At 71.6% G+C, this 13,291-nt stretch carries 12 protein-coding genes and 2 pseudogenes; 7 read left to right on the forward strand and 7 right to left on the reverse strand.

The annotated features are described in order from the left end of the window. The first annotated feature begins 38 nt into the window (after positions 1 to 38). Together OG202_RS26020 and OG202_RS26025 are read left to right on the forward strand one after the other, a co-directional pair. Positions 39 to 245: a hypothetical protein gene (locus OG202_RS26020; protein ID WP_327728621.1), complete on the forward strand. Its 207-nt coding sequence runs from the start codon at positions 39 to 41 to the stop codon at positions 243 to 245. Between the two features lie 195 nt (positions 246 to 440). Beyond that, entirely contained in the window at positions 441 to 3,158 is a 2,718-nt protein-coding gene (locus OG202_RS26025; protein ID WP_327728620.1) for a SpoIIE family protein phosphatase, read from the forward strand. Position 3,159: 1 nt separating this feature from the next. Here OG202_RS26025 and OG202_RS26030 read toward each other — a convergent pair whose 3' ends face one another. Beyond that, on the reverse strand, positions 3,160 to 3,852 hold the full coding sequence (locus tag OG202_RS26030) for a DUF2637 domain-containing protein (protein WP_326580160.1): 693 nt from the start codon (positions 3,850 to 3,852) through the stop codon (positions 3,160 to 3,162). A gap of 261 nt (positions 3,853 to 4,113) precedes the next feature. On the opposite strand from OG202_RS26030, the pseudogene OG202_RS26035 reads away from it, so the two are divergent. The 5 genes and pseudogenes from OG202_RS26035 (at position 4,114) to OG202_RS26055 (ending at position 9,017) form a co-directional block, all read left to right on the forward strand. Next, positions 4,114 to 5,320 (forward strand): annotated as a pseudogene (locus OG202_RS26035) (serine hydrolase domain-containing protein). Positions 5,321 to 5,374: 54 nt separating this feature from the next. Then, positions 5,375 to 6,556 carry a YihY/virulence factor BrkB family protein gene (locus tag OG202_RS26040; protein WP_328223658.1) on the forward strand — a complete coding sequence of 394 codons (1,182 nt, stop codon included), beginning with the start codon at positions 5,375 to 5,377 and terminating at the stop codon, positions 6,554 to 6,556. 1 nt (position 6,557) lies between these two features. Further along, positions 6,558 to 6,655 (forward strand): annotated as a pseudogene (locus tag OG202_RS26045) (DUF4235 domain-containing protein); the annotation flags it as partial. 157 nt (positions 6,656 to 6,812) lie between these two features. Then, complete coding sequence (locus tag OG202_RS26050) at positions 6,813 to 7,877, forward strand: right-handed parallel beta-helix repeat-containing protein (RefSeq protein ID WP_327728618.1); 1,065 nt, start codon at positions 6,813 to 6,815, stop codon at positions 7,875 to 7,877. Positions 7,878 to 7,919: 42 nt separating this feature from the next. Further along, positions 7,920 to 9,017 carry a methyltransferase gene (locus OG202_RS26055; protein WP_405895030.1) on the forward strand — a complete coding sequence of 366 codons (1,098 nt, stop codon included), beginning with the start codon at positions 7,920 to 7,922 and terminating at the stop codon, positions 9,015 to 9,017. Between the two features lie 138 nt (positions 9,018 to 9,155). On the opposite strand, the gene OG202_RS26060 is transcribed toward OG202_RS26055, so the two are convergent. From OG202_RS26060 to OG202_RS26085, 6 genes are read right to left on the reverse strand one after another with little or no spacing between them, the layout of a single operon-like run. Beyond that, entirely contained in the window at positions 9,156 to 9,488 is a 333-nt protein-coding gene (locus tag OG202_RS26060; RefSeq protein WP_326580154.1) for a TcmI family type II polyketide cyclase, read from the reverse strand. A 20-nt stretch (positions 9,489 to 9,508) separates the two neighbouring features. Then, positions 9,509 to 9,988 carry an SRPBCC family protein gene (locus OG202_RS26065; protein ID WP_326580152.1) on the reverse strand — a complete coding sequence of 160 codons (480 nt, stop codon included), beginning with the start codon at positions 9,986 to 9,988 and terminating at the stop codon, positions 9,509 to 9,511. Between the two features lies 1 nt (position 9,989). Continuing rightward, positions 9,990 to 10,247, reverse strand: coding sequence for an acyl carrier protein (locus tag OG202_RS26070; RefSeq protein ID WP_326580150.1), 258 nt, complete (start codon positions 10,245 to 10,247; stop codon positions 9,990 to 9,992). A gap of 24 nt (positions 10,248 to 10,271) precedes the next feature. Further along, positions 10,272 to 11,522 (reverse strand): beta-ketoacyl synthase N-terminal-like domain-containing protein, encoded by a 1,251-nt coding sequence (locus OG202_RS26075; protein WP_327728617.1) that lies wholly within the window; start codon positions 11,520 to 11,522, stop codon positions 10,272 to 10,274. Then, the gene (locus OG202_RS26080) at positions 11,519 to 12,787 is read right to left on the reverse strand and encodes a beta-ketoacyl-[acyl-carrier-protein] synthase family protein (protein WP_328223659.1); all 1,269 of its coding nucleotides are present in this window, start codon (positions 12,785 to 12,787) and stop codon (positions 11,519 to 11,521) included. The genes OG202_RS26075 and OG202_RS26080 overlap by 4 nt, the downstream gene beginning before the upstream one ends. Next, a complete protein-coding gene (locus tag OG202_RS26085; protein ID WP_326580144.1) occupies positions 12,784 to 13,245 on the reverse strand; it encodes a cupin domain-containing protein in 462 nt (153 codons plus the stop codon). Before OG202_RS26085 ends, OG202_RS26080 begins: the two co-directional genes overlap by 4 nt. Positions 13,246 to 13,291 lie beyond the last annotated feature (46 nt).

The following is a 13,291-nucleotide window of genomic DNA, read 5'->3' on the forward strand; positions in this document are numbered from 1 at the left end:
GCGCCCGGCTCCGGTCAGCTGCCCGGTCGGCGCCGTCAATGCGGTCGGCGCAGGCCCGCGACGAGGGCTCCGGCGAGTCGGCGGGCGTCGTGGTGGGGATTGTTCTCGGCGCTGATGCCCCCCGCGCCGCCATCGGCCAGGCCCTCGCCGCCGACTTCCCCCACATCGTCCTCGGCCTGCCGGTGCCCTGCCCCGCCGACGTCGCGCGATGGCTGACCGGCGAGGTCATCTCCGAGTCCGTGTAGTCGGCCGGTCCCAGGGGTCCGCCTCCCCGTGGGGGCGGCGGACGGCCCGGCGTCCCGGGGTGACCTCGGGGGCGCCCCGGGGGTCTGATGCTCACGCGACGGTCGCGAAATAGATTGAAAGGGGTGCGAGGGGACATACCGAAGGTAGCGATCGGAACATGGGTGGAGAGCTCGGTGAGAGCGAGATGAGCGGACATGGAACGTCGGGTCGTCGGCGAATCGGGAGCGGGCCCCGGCCCGGACGCGGTCGGTGAGGCGCTCACCGCGCGGGCCACCGTCGACGAACACGGCACCGTGACCGGCTGGAGCGCCGGCGCCGAACACCTCCTCGGATACACGCCGACGCAGATCCTGGGCAGGCCGGCCGCCTCCCTGCTCGCCGAGGATCCCCCGGCGGGCGACCTCCCCTCCTTCGCCGACCTGCCGAGGTGGCACGGCACCCTCGTCCTCCGGCACCGCGACGGCCGCCGGGTGGAGGTCAAGGTCCTCGCGCATCACCGCACGTCGTACTGCGGGACCCGTGACTGGTTCCTGGTCTCCGCGCTGACCGGGACGCGGCCCCGCCCCGCCGACGACGCGCTCGCGCTGCACGGTTTCCTCGACTCCCCGTCCTGCGCGACCTCGGTGCACGACATGGACCTGCGCTGGCGCCGGTCCAACCGGGGCTCGCGCGGCGCCCTGGGCCTGAGCGACGACGACCTGCGCGGGCTGCGGATGGCCGAGGCGGTGGACGACCCCGCCATCGCGGAGGTCGAGCGGCTGATGCGGCGGGCCCTGGAGACCGGCGAACCGCAGTACATGGAGAACCACGCGCGCGCCCCCGGCGAGACCCGCGAGCACGCCTGGTCGGTCCACCTCTACCGGCTGGAGGACGACAACGGCCGCGTGCTCGGCGTGGCCACCACCGGGCACGACATGACGGAGCAGTACTGGGCACGCAAACGCCTCCAGCTGATCGCCGAGGCCGGCCGGCGCATCGGCAGCACCCTGGACGTGACACGGACGGCGCAGGAACTGGCGGACATCGCGGTCCCGGACCTCGCCGACTTCATCAGCGTCGACCTGCTGGCGTCCCTCGACGACCTGCGCGAACCGCCTCCGCACGTCCCCGCGGCCGGCCGCGCCCTGGCCCTGCGGCGCGTCGCGCACCGGTCCGTGTATCCGGGGAGTCCCGAGGCGGTCGTCGCGCCCGGCGAGGTGGACGAGTACCCGGACGGCTCGCCGCCGGTGGAGAGCCTGCGCTCGGGGCGCGCCGTGCTGTACCGGGTGACCGAGCCGGCGATCGCCGACTGGGTGGCCCAGGACCCGGTCCGGACCTCCCGTATCCGTGAGTACGGGTTCCACTCGGCGATGACCGTGCCCCTGTCGGCACGCGGGACCACCCTGGGGGTCGCCGTCTTCGCCCGCCACCGGCACCCCGACCCCTTCCAGCAGGACGACCTCGTCCTGGCCGAGGAACTGGCGGCCCGGGCGGCGGTCAGCATCGACAACGCGCTGCGCTACACGCGCGAACGGGGCACGGCCGTCACCCTGCAGCGCAGCCTGCTCCCGCAGAGCCTGCCCGAGCAGACGGCGGTCGAAGTCGCCTCCCGCTACCTCCCGGCCGGCGCCCGGGCCGGGGTGGGCGGCGACTGGTTCGACGTGATCCCGCTGTCCGGGGCGAGGGTGGCGCTGGTCGTCGGCGACGTCGTGGGGCACGGCATCCACGCCTCCGCGACCATGGGCCGACTGCGCACCGCCGTCCGCACCCTCGCGGACATCGACCTGCCCCCCGACGAACTCCTCACCCACCTCGACGACCTCGTGGCCCGCCTGGCCACCGAGGCGGAGGGCGCGGAACGGGCCGCGGGGGGAGGGGGGACCGCTGAGGGAGTGGCCATGGGTGGGGGGAGGGGGAGTACGGGAGAGGCGAGCCCGGGCGGGACGAGCGGAGGCGGGACGAGCGCGGGAGGGTTGGGCGCGGGGGTCCCGACCAAGGGAGACGCGGGTGCGGGAGGCGTGGGCGCGGGAGACGTGGGTGTGGGTGGCCTGAGCGCGGGAGGCGTGGGTGTGGGTGGCCTGGGGGCGGGTGCGGGCCTCGGCATGGGAGACGTGACCGCCGGTGTCGTCGGGGCGACGTGTCTGTACGCCGTGTACGACCCCGTCTCGCGCCGGTGCACGCTCGCCCGGGCGGGGCATCCGCTGCCGGTCGTGGTGAGCCCGGACGGCGCCGCCGAACTGCTCGACCTTCCGGCGGGGCCCCCGCTGGGTCTGGGCGGTCTGCCCTTCGAGTCGCTGGAGACCGAGCTGCCGGAGGGCGGCCTGCTCGCCCTCTACACCGACGGTCTGATCCAATCCCGGAACACCGCGACCGGAAACGGCGACAGCGCCGGCCTCGATGACATCGACGACGGCATCACCCGGCTGCGTCGGACCCTCGTCGGCCCCGCCGCCTCCCTGGACGCGTTGTGCGACCGGGTCCTGGGCGCCGTACTGCCCGAGCGGCCCACCGACGACGTGGCCCTGCTCATCGCCCGCCCCCGGGCACTCGACCCCGACCTGGTCGCCACCTGGGACGTGTCCCCCGACCCCTCCGCCGTCGCCGAGGCCCGCAAGAACGCCCTCGGCCGGCTGGAGAGCTGGGGCCTGAACGACGCGGCCTTCGTCACCGAGCTGGTCGTCAGCGAATTGGTCACCAACGCCATCCGGCACGCCGAGCCGCCCGTCCAACTGCGTCTCATCCACGACCGAAGCCTCATCTGCGAGGTCTCGGACGCCAGCAGCACGGCACCCCACATGCGCCGCGCCCGCACCTACGACGAAGGCGGCCGGGGCCTGCTCCTGGTCGCCCAGCTGACCCAGCGCTGGGGCACCCGCCCCACCCCCACGGGCAAGACGATCTGGACGGAACAGACCCTCGGGACCCCGTGGTGAGTCACGGCCTGCCCTGCTTGGGCCCGTTGAGGGTGTCGGCGGCATGCCGGGGGCCGCGCCCGGACGAGAACTGGCCGACGAGCTCACGGAAACAGACCAGCGCGGTGATCGGTGGAATTCCGACGATCACCATGGCCAGCATCGAACTCGGTGACTGACCGATGCACAGGGCCACCGCCGTGCCGGAGGAGAGCAGTATCACCGCCCAGGACCGCCGAGCGGTCCGGTGCTGAACGGATGCCCGGATAATGGACAGACCCGCCAGGAGCCACGGCCCGTACACGGTCAGCGGCCACCAGCGCGCCAGATTCTCCGACACCACCAGCACGGCGATGCCGCGTAGCTGACTGTACGAATAAGAGAGGGACCAGTACAACATAATCATTGCGCACAGGGCGATCGTCGTGATTAAGATCGCCACAGGAATGATTTTCTGGTTCCCGGAAAAGATGTGAGCACCCGGGCGTGGCCGCCGTCGGCTGACCGGGCGGCGCGGACGATCGCGGACGCCCTGCAGGGTAGGGGCGGGTCCCATGGTGTGCGCCGTGTACGGCATGTGGATCAGCTCGTCGATCGGATCCCATACGCCGGACGAGGCCCTCGGGCCAGGGAGCCAGATGGACTGCGTCTCGAGCGTCTCGAGCGGCTGGGTCCCGTCAAGGTTTTGGTCTACCGCATCATAATCGGTTCGCATGATGACACCTGTCCATTCGGGATCCGCTTTTCCGACCGGCACGAGAGGGGTCGACGCCCGCTTTTTGGCATTCGGGAGAATAGCGATCAGCGGGGATTTTCGCGAGTTTCGAATCCCGGTGAATTGCCGATGAAATGGTGAACGTGCGCGTGCCTCCGAACGGGTGGACTCGCCGGACCGCGTACCGGCCGGGCGTCTCCGCCCGGGCCCGGCTGGTGAGCCTGGCCCCTCTGGTCCCTGATCCGGAAGAGGCGTCCCGGCATGCGACGTACCCCCTCCCGCCGTCTGTTCGCCGCCGCCCTGCTGGTGGCGTCCGTGCTGACCCCGACGGCGGTGGCGCCCGCCACGGCCGTCCACGCCGCGCCCCCCACGGCCGTCGACCGGTACGACAGGGACGAGTGCCCGCCGGACGGCCTCGGCCCCGAACTGACCGCGCGGCTGGACGAGGCCGTCGTGGGCGTCCGCCGGGAGGCCGGCATCCCCGGCGCCGCCGTCGGGCTGTGGATGCCGGGCCAGGGGTGCTGCGTCCGGGCGACCGGGGTCGCCGACACCGCCACCCGCAGGCCGATGACCACCGACCTGTTCATGCGGATCGGCAGCGAGACCAAGACCTTCACGGTCACCGCGCTGCTCGAACTCCTCGACGACCGCCGGATCCGGCTGGACGACCCGATCTCCCGCTATATGCGCGGCGTGCCGGGCGGTGACCGCATCACGTTGCGTCAGCTCGCGGAGATGCGCAGCGGCCTGTTCCCGTACAGCGCCGACCCGGACTTCACTAAGGCCCTGTTGAGCGACCCGACCCGCTCGTTCACGCCCCGGGGACTGCTCGCGTACGGCTTCCGGCACGCGAACCCCTTCGCTCCGGGCGAGCGGTTCCAGTACTCCAACACCAACCTCACCCTGCTCGGCCTGGTGATCGAGAAGGTCAGTGGTCAGCGCCTGGCCGACTTCATCCACCAGCGAGTGCTCCGCCCCGCCCACCTGCGTCACACGCTGTTCCCCCAGGGGCGCGAGTTCCCCGAGCCGCGCGCACGGATACACCAACCAGACACTGAGCGGTGAGATCGCGGACGCCACGGAGTGGAACCCCAGCTGGGCCTGGGCGGCCGGGGCGATGATCTCGGACCTGCGCGATCTGCGCCGCTGGGCCAGGATCGTCGCCATCGGGACGCTGCTCAGCCCGCAGACCCAGCGGGAGCGGCTCACGATGCTGCCGACCGGCTTCCCCGGCACCAGCTACGGCCTCGGCATCTTCGACTCCGGCGGCTGGATCGGGCACAACGGCTCCATCCCGGGCTAACAGAGCGTCACCGTCCACCTGCCGTCGCGGAAGGCCACCCTGGTGCTCCTGCTCAACACCGACGTCACCTACGAGGGCCAGGAGCCGTCCTCGCTGCTCGCCCGTGCGATCACGGAGATCGTCACCCCGGACAACGTCTACGACGGCCCGGCGCCCCCGCGTTGAGCAAAATGCCGCAAATATGCGTATAAGCCGCTCCGGGTCGGATACCCGCACGGCATGATGCGGACATTGAGGCGGCACGGAAGGCACGCCGAACACGCCGAACACGCCGAACACGCCGAACATGGCGGGCACGCCGAACATGGCGGGCACGCCGAACATGGCGGGCAGGGCGGAACCGTCACGGACGGCGAGGTCACCGAGACCGCGCGTGCGCCGGACGCCGGGCCGGGCGAGCGGGTGGAGCGGCGGGCGTCGGACGCCGGGCCGGATGAGCAGGTGGAGCGGCGGGCGCCAGACAGCCCCACGGACCTGCCCAAGGGCTCCTGGCGATCGGTGCTGAAGGGCACCCTGAAGGAGTTCAAGAAGGACGAGCTGACCGACCGGGCGGCGGGGCTGACCTACTACGGGATCCTGGCCCTGTTCCCGGCTCTGCTGGCGCTCGTGTCCCTGCTGGGGATCGTCGGGCAGTCGGCCACGCAGCAGGTGCTGGACAACATCCAGACGCTCGCCCCCGGCGCGGCACGGGACGTCCTCACCAACGCCGTCCAGCAGATGCAGGGCAACGCCGGGCTCGGCTCCGTCATGGCGATCGTGGGTCTGGCGCTCGCGGTGTGGTCGGCCTCCGGCTACGTCGCGGCGTTCATCAGGAGCGCGAACGCGGTGTACGACATCCCCGAGGGCCGCCCGGTGTGGAAGGTGCTGCCGGTCCGGGTCGGCGTGACGGTGGTGCTGATGGTCATGGCCGTGATCAGCGCCCTGATCGTGGTGTTCACCGGCGGCCTCGCCCGGGAGGTGGGCACCGCGCTCGGGGTGGGCGACACGGCGCTCACCGTGTGGTCGATCGCGAAGTGGCCGGTACTGGTCCTCCTGGTCACGATCATGATCGCGGTCCTCTACTGGGCCACCCCGAACGCGCGGATCCGTGGCTTCCGCTGGATCACACCGGGCAGTTTCCTCGCGCTGGTGATCTGGATGATCGCCTCGGCCGGTTTCGCCTTCTACGTGGCGAACTTCGGCTCGTACAACAAGACGTACGGTGCGATCGCCGGCGTGATCATCTTCCTGGTGTGGCTGTGGATCACGAATCTGGCGATCCTCGTGGGCCTGGAGTTCGACGCGGAACTGGCCCGCCGGCGCGCCATCGCGGGCGGCCACCCGCCGGACGAGGAGCCGTACGTCCGGCCGCGCGACACCCGCACGTGGGACGACGAGGACCGCCGCCGCCTCGGATCCTGAGGCGGCTGTCCTCCAGGGCGCGATATTCGCCGTCGTCGAAGCCGTCGTCGACCGAGGCGGCGCCGCCGCGACCCTCGCCTGACCGGGGCCTGGCCCGGCTGTCCCCCTCACGGACCGTGGCCGATTCGCGGACGGCGGTCGTGCCGAGGGCGGCGGTTGTGTCGAGGGCGGCGGTTGTGTCGAGGGCGGGCGCGGGACACGCCGTCGGATGGACTATCCGCCTGTTTGTGAGGTCTCTGGTCATATCTTGCGGAATATGAAGAAATGGCATATTGGCTATCTGGCATGCATCGTGGCGGTCATCGGGGTGGGGCTCGGGGCCGCCCCGCAGGCCGTCGCCGACCATCAGACCCATGTGGTCTTCCCGGGGGAGTCGATCCAGAAGGCGGTGGACGCCGCCGGGGCGGGCGACACCGTGCTCGTGACCTCCGGCACGTACCGCGAGAGCGTCAAGGTGAGCACACCCGGGATCACCCTGCGCGGCATGGGCCCCGGCACCGTCGTCGCACCGGCCGTGAAGAAGGCCGCCGACGGCTGCGGCGACAGCGGCAACGGCATCTGCGTGATCGGGACCAAGGATCGCAAGGTCGAGGACGTCACCGTCGCCTCCCTGACCGTGACCGGCTTCGCCGGGTCCGGGGTGTTCGCCCTGGACACGGACAGGCTGACCGTGCGGCGCGTGGTCGCCGTGAAGAACGGCGTGTGGGGCATCGCCCAGGAGCGCTCGGTGCGCGGTGTGTTCCACAAGAACACCGCCCGCGACAACGGCGACGCCGGTCTGTTCCTCGCGAACACCATCAAGGCCGAGCAGGGCGCCACGGACACCGGCGGAACCGTGGTCGCGCACAACCGCCTGGAGGGCAACCGGATCGGCCTCACCGTCCGGCGCCTGCGCAACCTCATCGTCGCGGACAACCACCTCACCGGAAACTGCGCGGGCATCTTCGTCGTGGGCGACGAGAACAAGCCGAGAGCCGGCGCCCTGACCGTGCGCGACAACCACATCGCGCGCAACAACAAGTCCTGCCCCAAGACCGCGCGACTGGACGCGCTGCAGGGCACCGGCATCGTGCTCACCGGCGCCGAGGACACCCTGGTGACACGGAACCGGATCATCGGGAACGCCGGTACCTCCCCGCTGTCGGGCGGCATCGTCGTGTGGAAGAGCTTCGTCGGCACCACCAGCGAGCGGAACCGGATCACCGACAACGTGCTGGAGGGCAACGCCCCGGCGGACATCGTCAACACGGACACCGCCGGCAAGGGCAACACCTTCACGGGCAACACCTGCCGGGCGTCCAAGCCCGCGGGACTGTGCTGACCGGCCGTGGTCGCTCATGAACTCGAAGAAGGAAGGCGTCACATGACGACCGCCCGGACCGCGAAAGCGGTACCCACGGCACAGGCCGCACAGGCCGCGCAGACCCAACAGGCCGTACCCGCGGCACCGGTGCCACCGGCGCCCATGCGGTTCAGGGAGCTCGTGTTCGGGGCGGCCGTCGCCGCCGCCCTCCGCGCGGCCGCCCGGCTGGGGGTCGCCGACGCCCTCGGCGACACCCCGCTGTCCGTGGAGAACCTCGCCGCGGCGGTGAAGACCGAACCGAAGCCGCTGCGGCGGCTGTTGCGGGCCCTGTCCTGCCACGGCGTCTTCGCCGAGCGGCCGGACGGGACGTTCACGCACACCGACATGTCCCGGCTGCTGCGCGAGGACGATCCGCACAGCCTGCGCGCCATCGCCCTGTGGTGCACCGAGCCGTGGACCTGGGACGCCTGGCCGAGGCTGGACGAGGCGGTGCGCTCCGGCCGTAACGTCGTCGAGGACCTGTACGGCAAGGAGTTCTTCGTCTACCTCAACGAGGACGCCCCGGAGTCGGCCGACGTCTTCAACCGCGCCATGACCACGTCCAGTGTGCAGTCCGCGCGGGACGTCGCCGAGTTCCTCGACCTGTCGGGGAGTTCGTCCGTCGCCGACATCGGCGGTGGTCAGGGGCATGTGGTGGCGAGCCTGCTGGAGAAGCACCCGGCGCTGCACGGCACCCTGCTCGATCTGCCGCGCGTGGTGGAGAAGGCCGACCCCCGGCTGCGTCCGGGCGGCGCGCTCGCGGACCGGATGCGGGTCGTCCCCGGCGACTGCCGCGAGGCCGTCCCGGTCCGGGCCGACGTGTACGTCATCAAGAACATCCTGGAGTGGGACGACGACAGCACGGCCCGGCTGCTGCGCAACGTCATCGGGGCGGGCGGTCCCGGCACGCGGGTCGTGGTCATCGAGAACCTCGTCGACGACACGCCCTCGATGCGGTTCAGCACCGCCATGGACCTGCTGCTGCTCCTCAACGTCGGAGGGGCCAAGCACACCACCGAGAGCATGACCCGCAGACTGACGGACGCGGGGCTGGTCATCGACGACGTACGGCCGGTCAACGCCTATCTCCACGCGTTCGACTGCCACGTGCCGGGCTGAGCACCGGAACCCCGGAACCCCGGAAGCCCGGAACCCCGGAAACCCGGAACCCCGGAAACCCGGGAAGAACTGACCGCCGGGCCCGCGCCATCGCGGGCCCGGCGGCCGGTGTTCGGTGTGCGGTGTTCGGCCGGCGGGTCAGCCGGCCGGGTCGCGCTCCCAGAGGTAGAAGCGCCGCGCCATCGCGTCCTTCGGGGAACGCCAGGTCGCCGGGTCGTACGCGCTGACATGGGCGGTCAGCCGGTCGCTGATGTCCCGGAACTCCGGGTGCCCGGCCGCCTTGGCGATGGCGGGGCCGGGGTCGCGCTCGGACTCGATGAGGTGCAGGTACACATCGTCGAACTGGAAGAGGCTGCGCCGGGAGACCCCGATGAGGTGCGGCAGCTCCCCCCGGTCGGACTCCTCGAAGATCTTGGCGATGTCGGGGGCGGCACCCGGGGCCATCCGGGCGACGATCAGGGTCTGGTGCATGGGGGTGTTCTCCGTCCGGCTCAGTCGGTCAGGCCCGGCGCGGCACCGCGTTCGGCGGCGGCCTTCTCGATGCGGTCCCGGATCAAGGCCATCTGGACCTTGGAGTTCCGGTTGATGTTGTTCGTCATCCAGTCGTCGTCGACCGGCGCGTCCGGCTTCATCGCGAAGTCCTGCGTCCACACCATCCGGGTGCCGCCCTGGACCTTCTCGTACTCCCACACGATGTTCATGTGGGCGAAGGGTCCGGTCTCGACGCGACGGGCCCGCACGCGGAGCGCGTCGCGGTCCGTCTCCCGTTCCGAGACCCAGCTCCACACCTTGCCGTTCTCGTCGGGGTGCATGGTCAGCCGGAACGTCACCTTGTTCCCCTCCTGGGAGAGGATCTCGGCGGTGGCGTACTCGCTGAACAGCCGGGGCCAGTTCGCGACGTCGTTGGTCATGTCCCAGACCAGGTCGACCGGCGCGCCGATGACGATCTCGTTCCGCGTGTGCCCGGCCATGTCAGGCACCCGCCAGAAGCGCGCTGTTGACCTGTTCGAGGAACTCCCGGGGACTCTTGCTCTTCTCCGCGTCCGGCGGCATCGGCGTCCCGTACCGGTTCTCCAGCTCGCCCACGATGCCGAGCAGACCGAGCGAGTCGATACCGAGGGCGTCGAAGCCGGACTCGTACCGCTGCCGGAGTTCCTCCGGGCCGACGGTGACTCCGGCGGCCTTCTTCATGAGCTCGGACAGCTCTTCCACGGTGATGCGGTCACTCATGCGATTTCTCCCTTGTTGGTGGTGCTACGGGGCGTCGCCGGTGCCGAGCCGGAGCACCAGCGCCGAGTTCGACCCCATGAGTCCTCGGCTGAGGACCAGCGCCGTGCGCGATTCGACGGCGCGGGCGCGGGTGGTGACGAGGTCGAGGTCGTGACAGACGTCGAAGACGTTGGGGGTCGGCGGGATCACGCCGTGCTCCATCGAGAGCACCGCCGCCGCGACGTCCAGCACGGCCGCCGCGCCGTTGCCCCGGCCGATGGCCGTCTTCGGCGCGGTGACGGGGACGCGGGTGCCGTGCGCGCCGAGGGCGTCCGCGATCGCCAGCGCCTCGGCACGGTCCGCCGCCGGTACGCCGAGGGCGTCGGCGAAGACCACGTCGATCTCCTCGGGGGCGCAGCCGGCCTCGTCCAGGGCGACCCGGATCGCCTCGGCGAGTCCCGCCCGGGACTCCTCCCAGCGGGAGGCGCCGGTGAACGTCGCCCCGTGGCCCGCCAGCAGGGCCCGTACGGGCGCGCCCCGTTCCCGGGCCGTGCCCTCGGCCTCCACGACCAGCATGGCGCCGCCCTCGGCGGGCACGAATCCGCAGGCCGCCGCGGTGAACGGACGGTAGGCGCGGTCCGGGTCGTCGACGGCGCTCAGCTCCTCGTAGCCGAGCTGGCAGACCACCGAGTAGGGGGCGAGCGGCGCCTCGGTCGCGCCGGCCACCATCACGTCGGTGCCGCGCCGCACGGCCCGCGCCGCGTGCGCCAGGGCGTCCAGGCCGCCCGCCTCGTCGGAGGCGATCACCCCGCAGGGGCCCTTGAAGCCGCGCCGGATGGAGATCTGGCCGGTGCTCGCGGCGTAGAACCAGGCGATCGACTGGTACGGCCCGACGAAGCGGCTGCCCTTGGACCACAGCTGCTGCAGCTCCCGCTGCCCGAACTCGCCGCCGCCGGAGCCGGCCGCGGTGACCACGCCCACGGAGAACGGCGCGGCGTCGGTCTCGGGCCGGTGCAGGCGGGCGTCGTCGAGCGCCTGGTCGGCGGCGGCCATCGCGAAGTGCGTGAACCGGTCGGTCTGGACGAGGTAGCGCTCCTCGACCGCCGACGGCGGGTCGAAGTCGCGGACCTCGCCCGCCACCCGCAGCGGCAGGTGCTCGCACCCTTCGCGGGTGACCCGGTCCAGGACGCTGATGCCCTCCCTGGTGGACTTCCAGAACGTCGCGGTGCTGGTTCCGTTGGGCGCGACCACGCCGATTCCGGTGACGGCCGCGCGCCGAGGACGCCGTTCGCTCATCGTGTCTTCTCCCTCGGCAGGCTCAGGACCACCGCGGACTGGAACCCGCCGAACCCACTGCCCACGGAGAGCACATGGGTCAGCCGCCGCTCGCGGGCGACGCGCGGGACGTAGTCCAGGTCGCACTCGGGGTCCGGGGTCTCGTAGTTCGCGGTGGGCGGGACGACCTGGTGGGTCAGGGCCAGCGCACAGGCGACCACCTCGATCGCGCCGATCGCGCCCAGGGAGTGCCCCACCATGGACTTGATGGAGCTCATGGGCGTGTCGTAGGCGTGCGCGCCGAGCGTCCGCTTGACGGCGGCCGTCTCGTGCCGGTCGTTCTGCTTGGTGCCCGACCCGTGCGCGTTGACGTAGTCGACGGCCGTGCGGTCGAGCCGGGCGTGGTCGAGGGCGTCCTCGATGGCCCGGGCCATCTCCAGGCCCTCGGTGGTCAGACCGGTCATGTGGTAGGCGTTGCCGAAGGTGGCGTAGCCGCCGATCTCGCAGTACACGTGCGCGCCCCGGGCCCGGGCGTGTTCCAGCTCCTCCAGGACGAGTACGGCGCCGCCCTCGCCCATGACGAACCCGTTGCGGTCGGCGTCGAAGGGGCGGGAGGCATGGGCCGGGTCGTCGTTGTTGGGGGAGGTGGCCTTGATCGCGTCGAAGCAGGCCATGGTGATCGGGGAGATCGGCGAGTCCGAGGCACCGGTTATGCAGATGTCGGCCCGGCCCTCCTCGATCGTGTGGAAGGCGTACCCGACGGCGTCGAGACCCGAGGTGCAGCCGGTGGAGACGGTCTGCACCGGCCCGCGGGCCTCGAAGCGTTCCGCGACCGTCGAGGCGAGGGTGCTGGGCGCGAACGCCCGGTGCAGATGCGGTCCGGCCTCCCGGTGGTCCACGTCCCAGCGCTGCCCGCGATGGCTGACCAGGACGTAGTCGTGCTCCAGTCGGGTGGTGCCGCCGACCGCGGTGCCCAGGGAGACCCCGACCCGCCACGGGTTCTCCGTGGCGAGGTCGAGCCCGGAGTCGCGTACCGCCTCCTCGCCCGCGACCAGGGCGAACTGGATGTACCGGTCGCAGCGGGCGGTCTGCTCCGCGTCCAGTCCGTGGGCCGCCGGGTCGAAGTCGCACTCGGCGGCGATCCGCGAACGCAGCCCGGACGGGTCGAAGAAGGTGATGCCGCGCGTCGCCGTACGGCCGCCTGCCAGCAGGTCCCAGAACGCCGGGACCCCGATGCCGCCCGGGGCGACGATGCCTATGCCGGTGACCGCCACGCGCCTGGTCATGAGCGGACCTGGGCTCGTTCGGCCGCCCGTCCCGCACTCTTGTGGGCCGCCTCCACCGGGATCGGTACGCCGTTCGCGTCCTCGGTGTCGACGTGTCCGAGGGGCGGGCTCGGGGCCAGCGGGCCGAGGTGGAAGACCATACGGGCCTCCACGTTGCCCACGTTGCGGAAGCGGTGCCGCATGTGGGCGGGGATCAGGAGCCCCTGTTCCGGCCGCAGCTCGTGGGGCTCGCCGTCCAGGTCCACCTCCAGCTGCCCGCAGATGACGTAGATGAACTCCTCGGAGTACGGGTGGTAGTGCTCGGCGATGCGGTCGCCGGGCGCCACGATGGCCACGCCCATGAAACCGCTGGTGGAGCCGACTGTGGTGGGGGTGAGCATGGCGCGCAGATCGCCGCCGCGCCGGGTGTTGGGCTCGACCTCGCTGACATCCACGATTCCGGGATGGCGTTTGATCACGACGTTCCTCCGAACATGAGCTGCATCGGACAGGTGCTGCATCGGC

The organism is Streptomyces sp. NBC_00310 (genome assembly GCF_036208085.1).
Taxonomy (GTDB): domain Bacteria; phylum Actinomycetota; class Actinomycetes; order Streptomycetales; family Streptomycetaceae; genus Streptomyces.

Coding starts and splice junctions, on each gene's coding strand:
- OG202_RS26020 (WP_327728621.1), top strand. CDS start 39: ATGCGGTCGGCGCAGGCCCGCGACGAGGGCTCCGGCGAGTCGGCGGGC.
- OG202_RS26025 (WP_327728620.1), top strand. CDS start 441: ATGGAACGTCGGGTCGTCGGCGAATCGGGAGCGGGCCCCGGCCCGGAC.
- OG202_RS26030 (WP_326580160.1), bottom strand. CDS start 3,852: ATGCGAACCGATTATGATGCGGTAGACCAAAACCTTGACGGGACCCAG.
- OG202_RS26040 (WP_328223658.1), top strand. CDS start 5,375: ATGATGCGGACATTGAGGCGGCACGGAAGGCACGCCGAACACGCCGAA.
- OG202_RS26050 (WP_327728618.1), top strand. CDS start 6,813: ATGAAGAAATGGCATATTGGCTATCTGGCATGCATCGTGGCGGTCATC.
- OG202_RS26055 (WP_405895030.1), top strand. CDS start 7,920: ATGACGACCGCCCGGACCGCGAAAGCGGTACCCACGGCACAGGCCGCA.
- OG202_RS26060 (WP_326580154.1), bottom strand. CDS start 9,488: ATGCACCAGACCCTGATCGTCGCCCGGATGGCCCCGGGTGCCGCCCCC.
- OG202_RS26065 (WP_326580152.1), bottom strand. CDS start 9,988: ATGGCCGGGCACACGCGGAACGAGATCGTCATCGGCGCGCCGGTCGAC.
- OG202_RS26070 (WP_326580150.1), bottom strand. CDS start 10,247: ATGAGTGACCGCATCACCGTGGAAGAGCTGTCCGAGCTCATGAAGAAG.
- OG202_RS26075 (WP_327728617.1), bottom strand. CDS start 11,522: ATGAGCGAACGGCGTCCTCGGCGCGCGGCCGTCACCGGAATCGGCGTG.
- OG202_RS26080 (WP_328223659.1), bottom strand. CDS start 12,787: ATGACCAGGCGCGTGGCGGTCACCGGCATAGGCATCGTCGCCCCGGGC.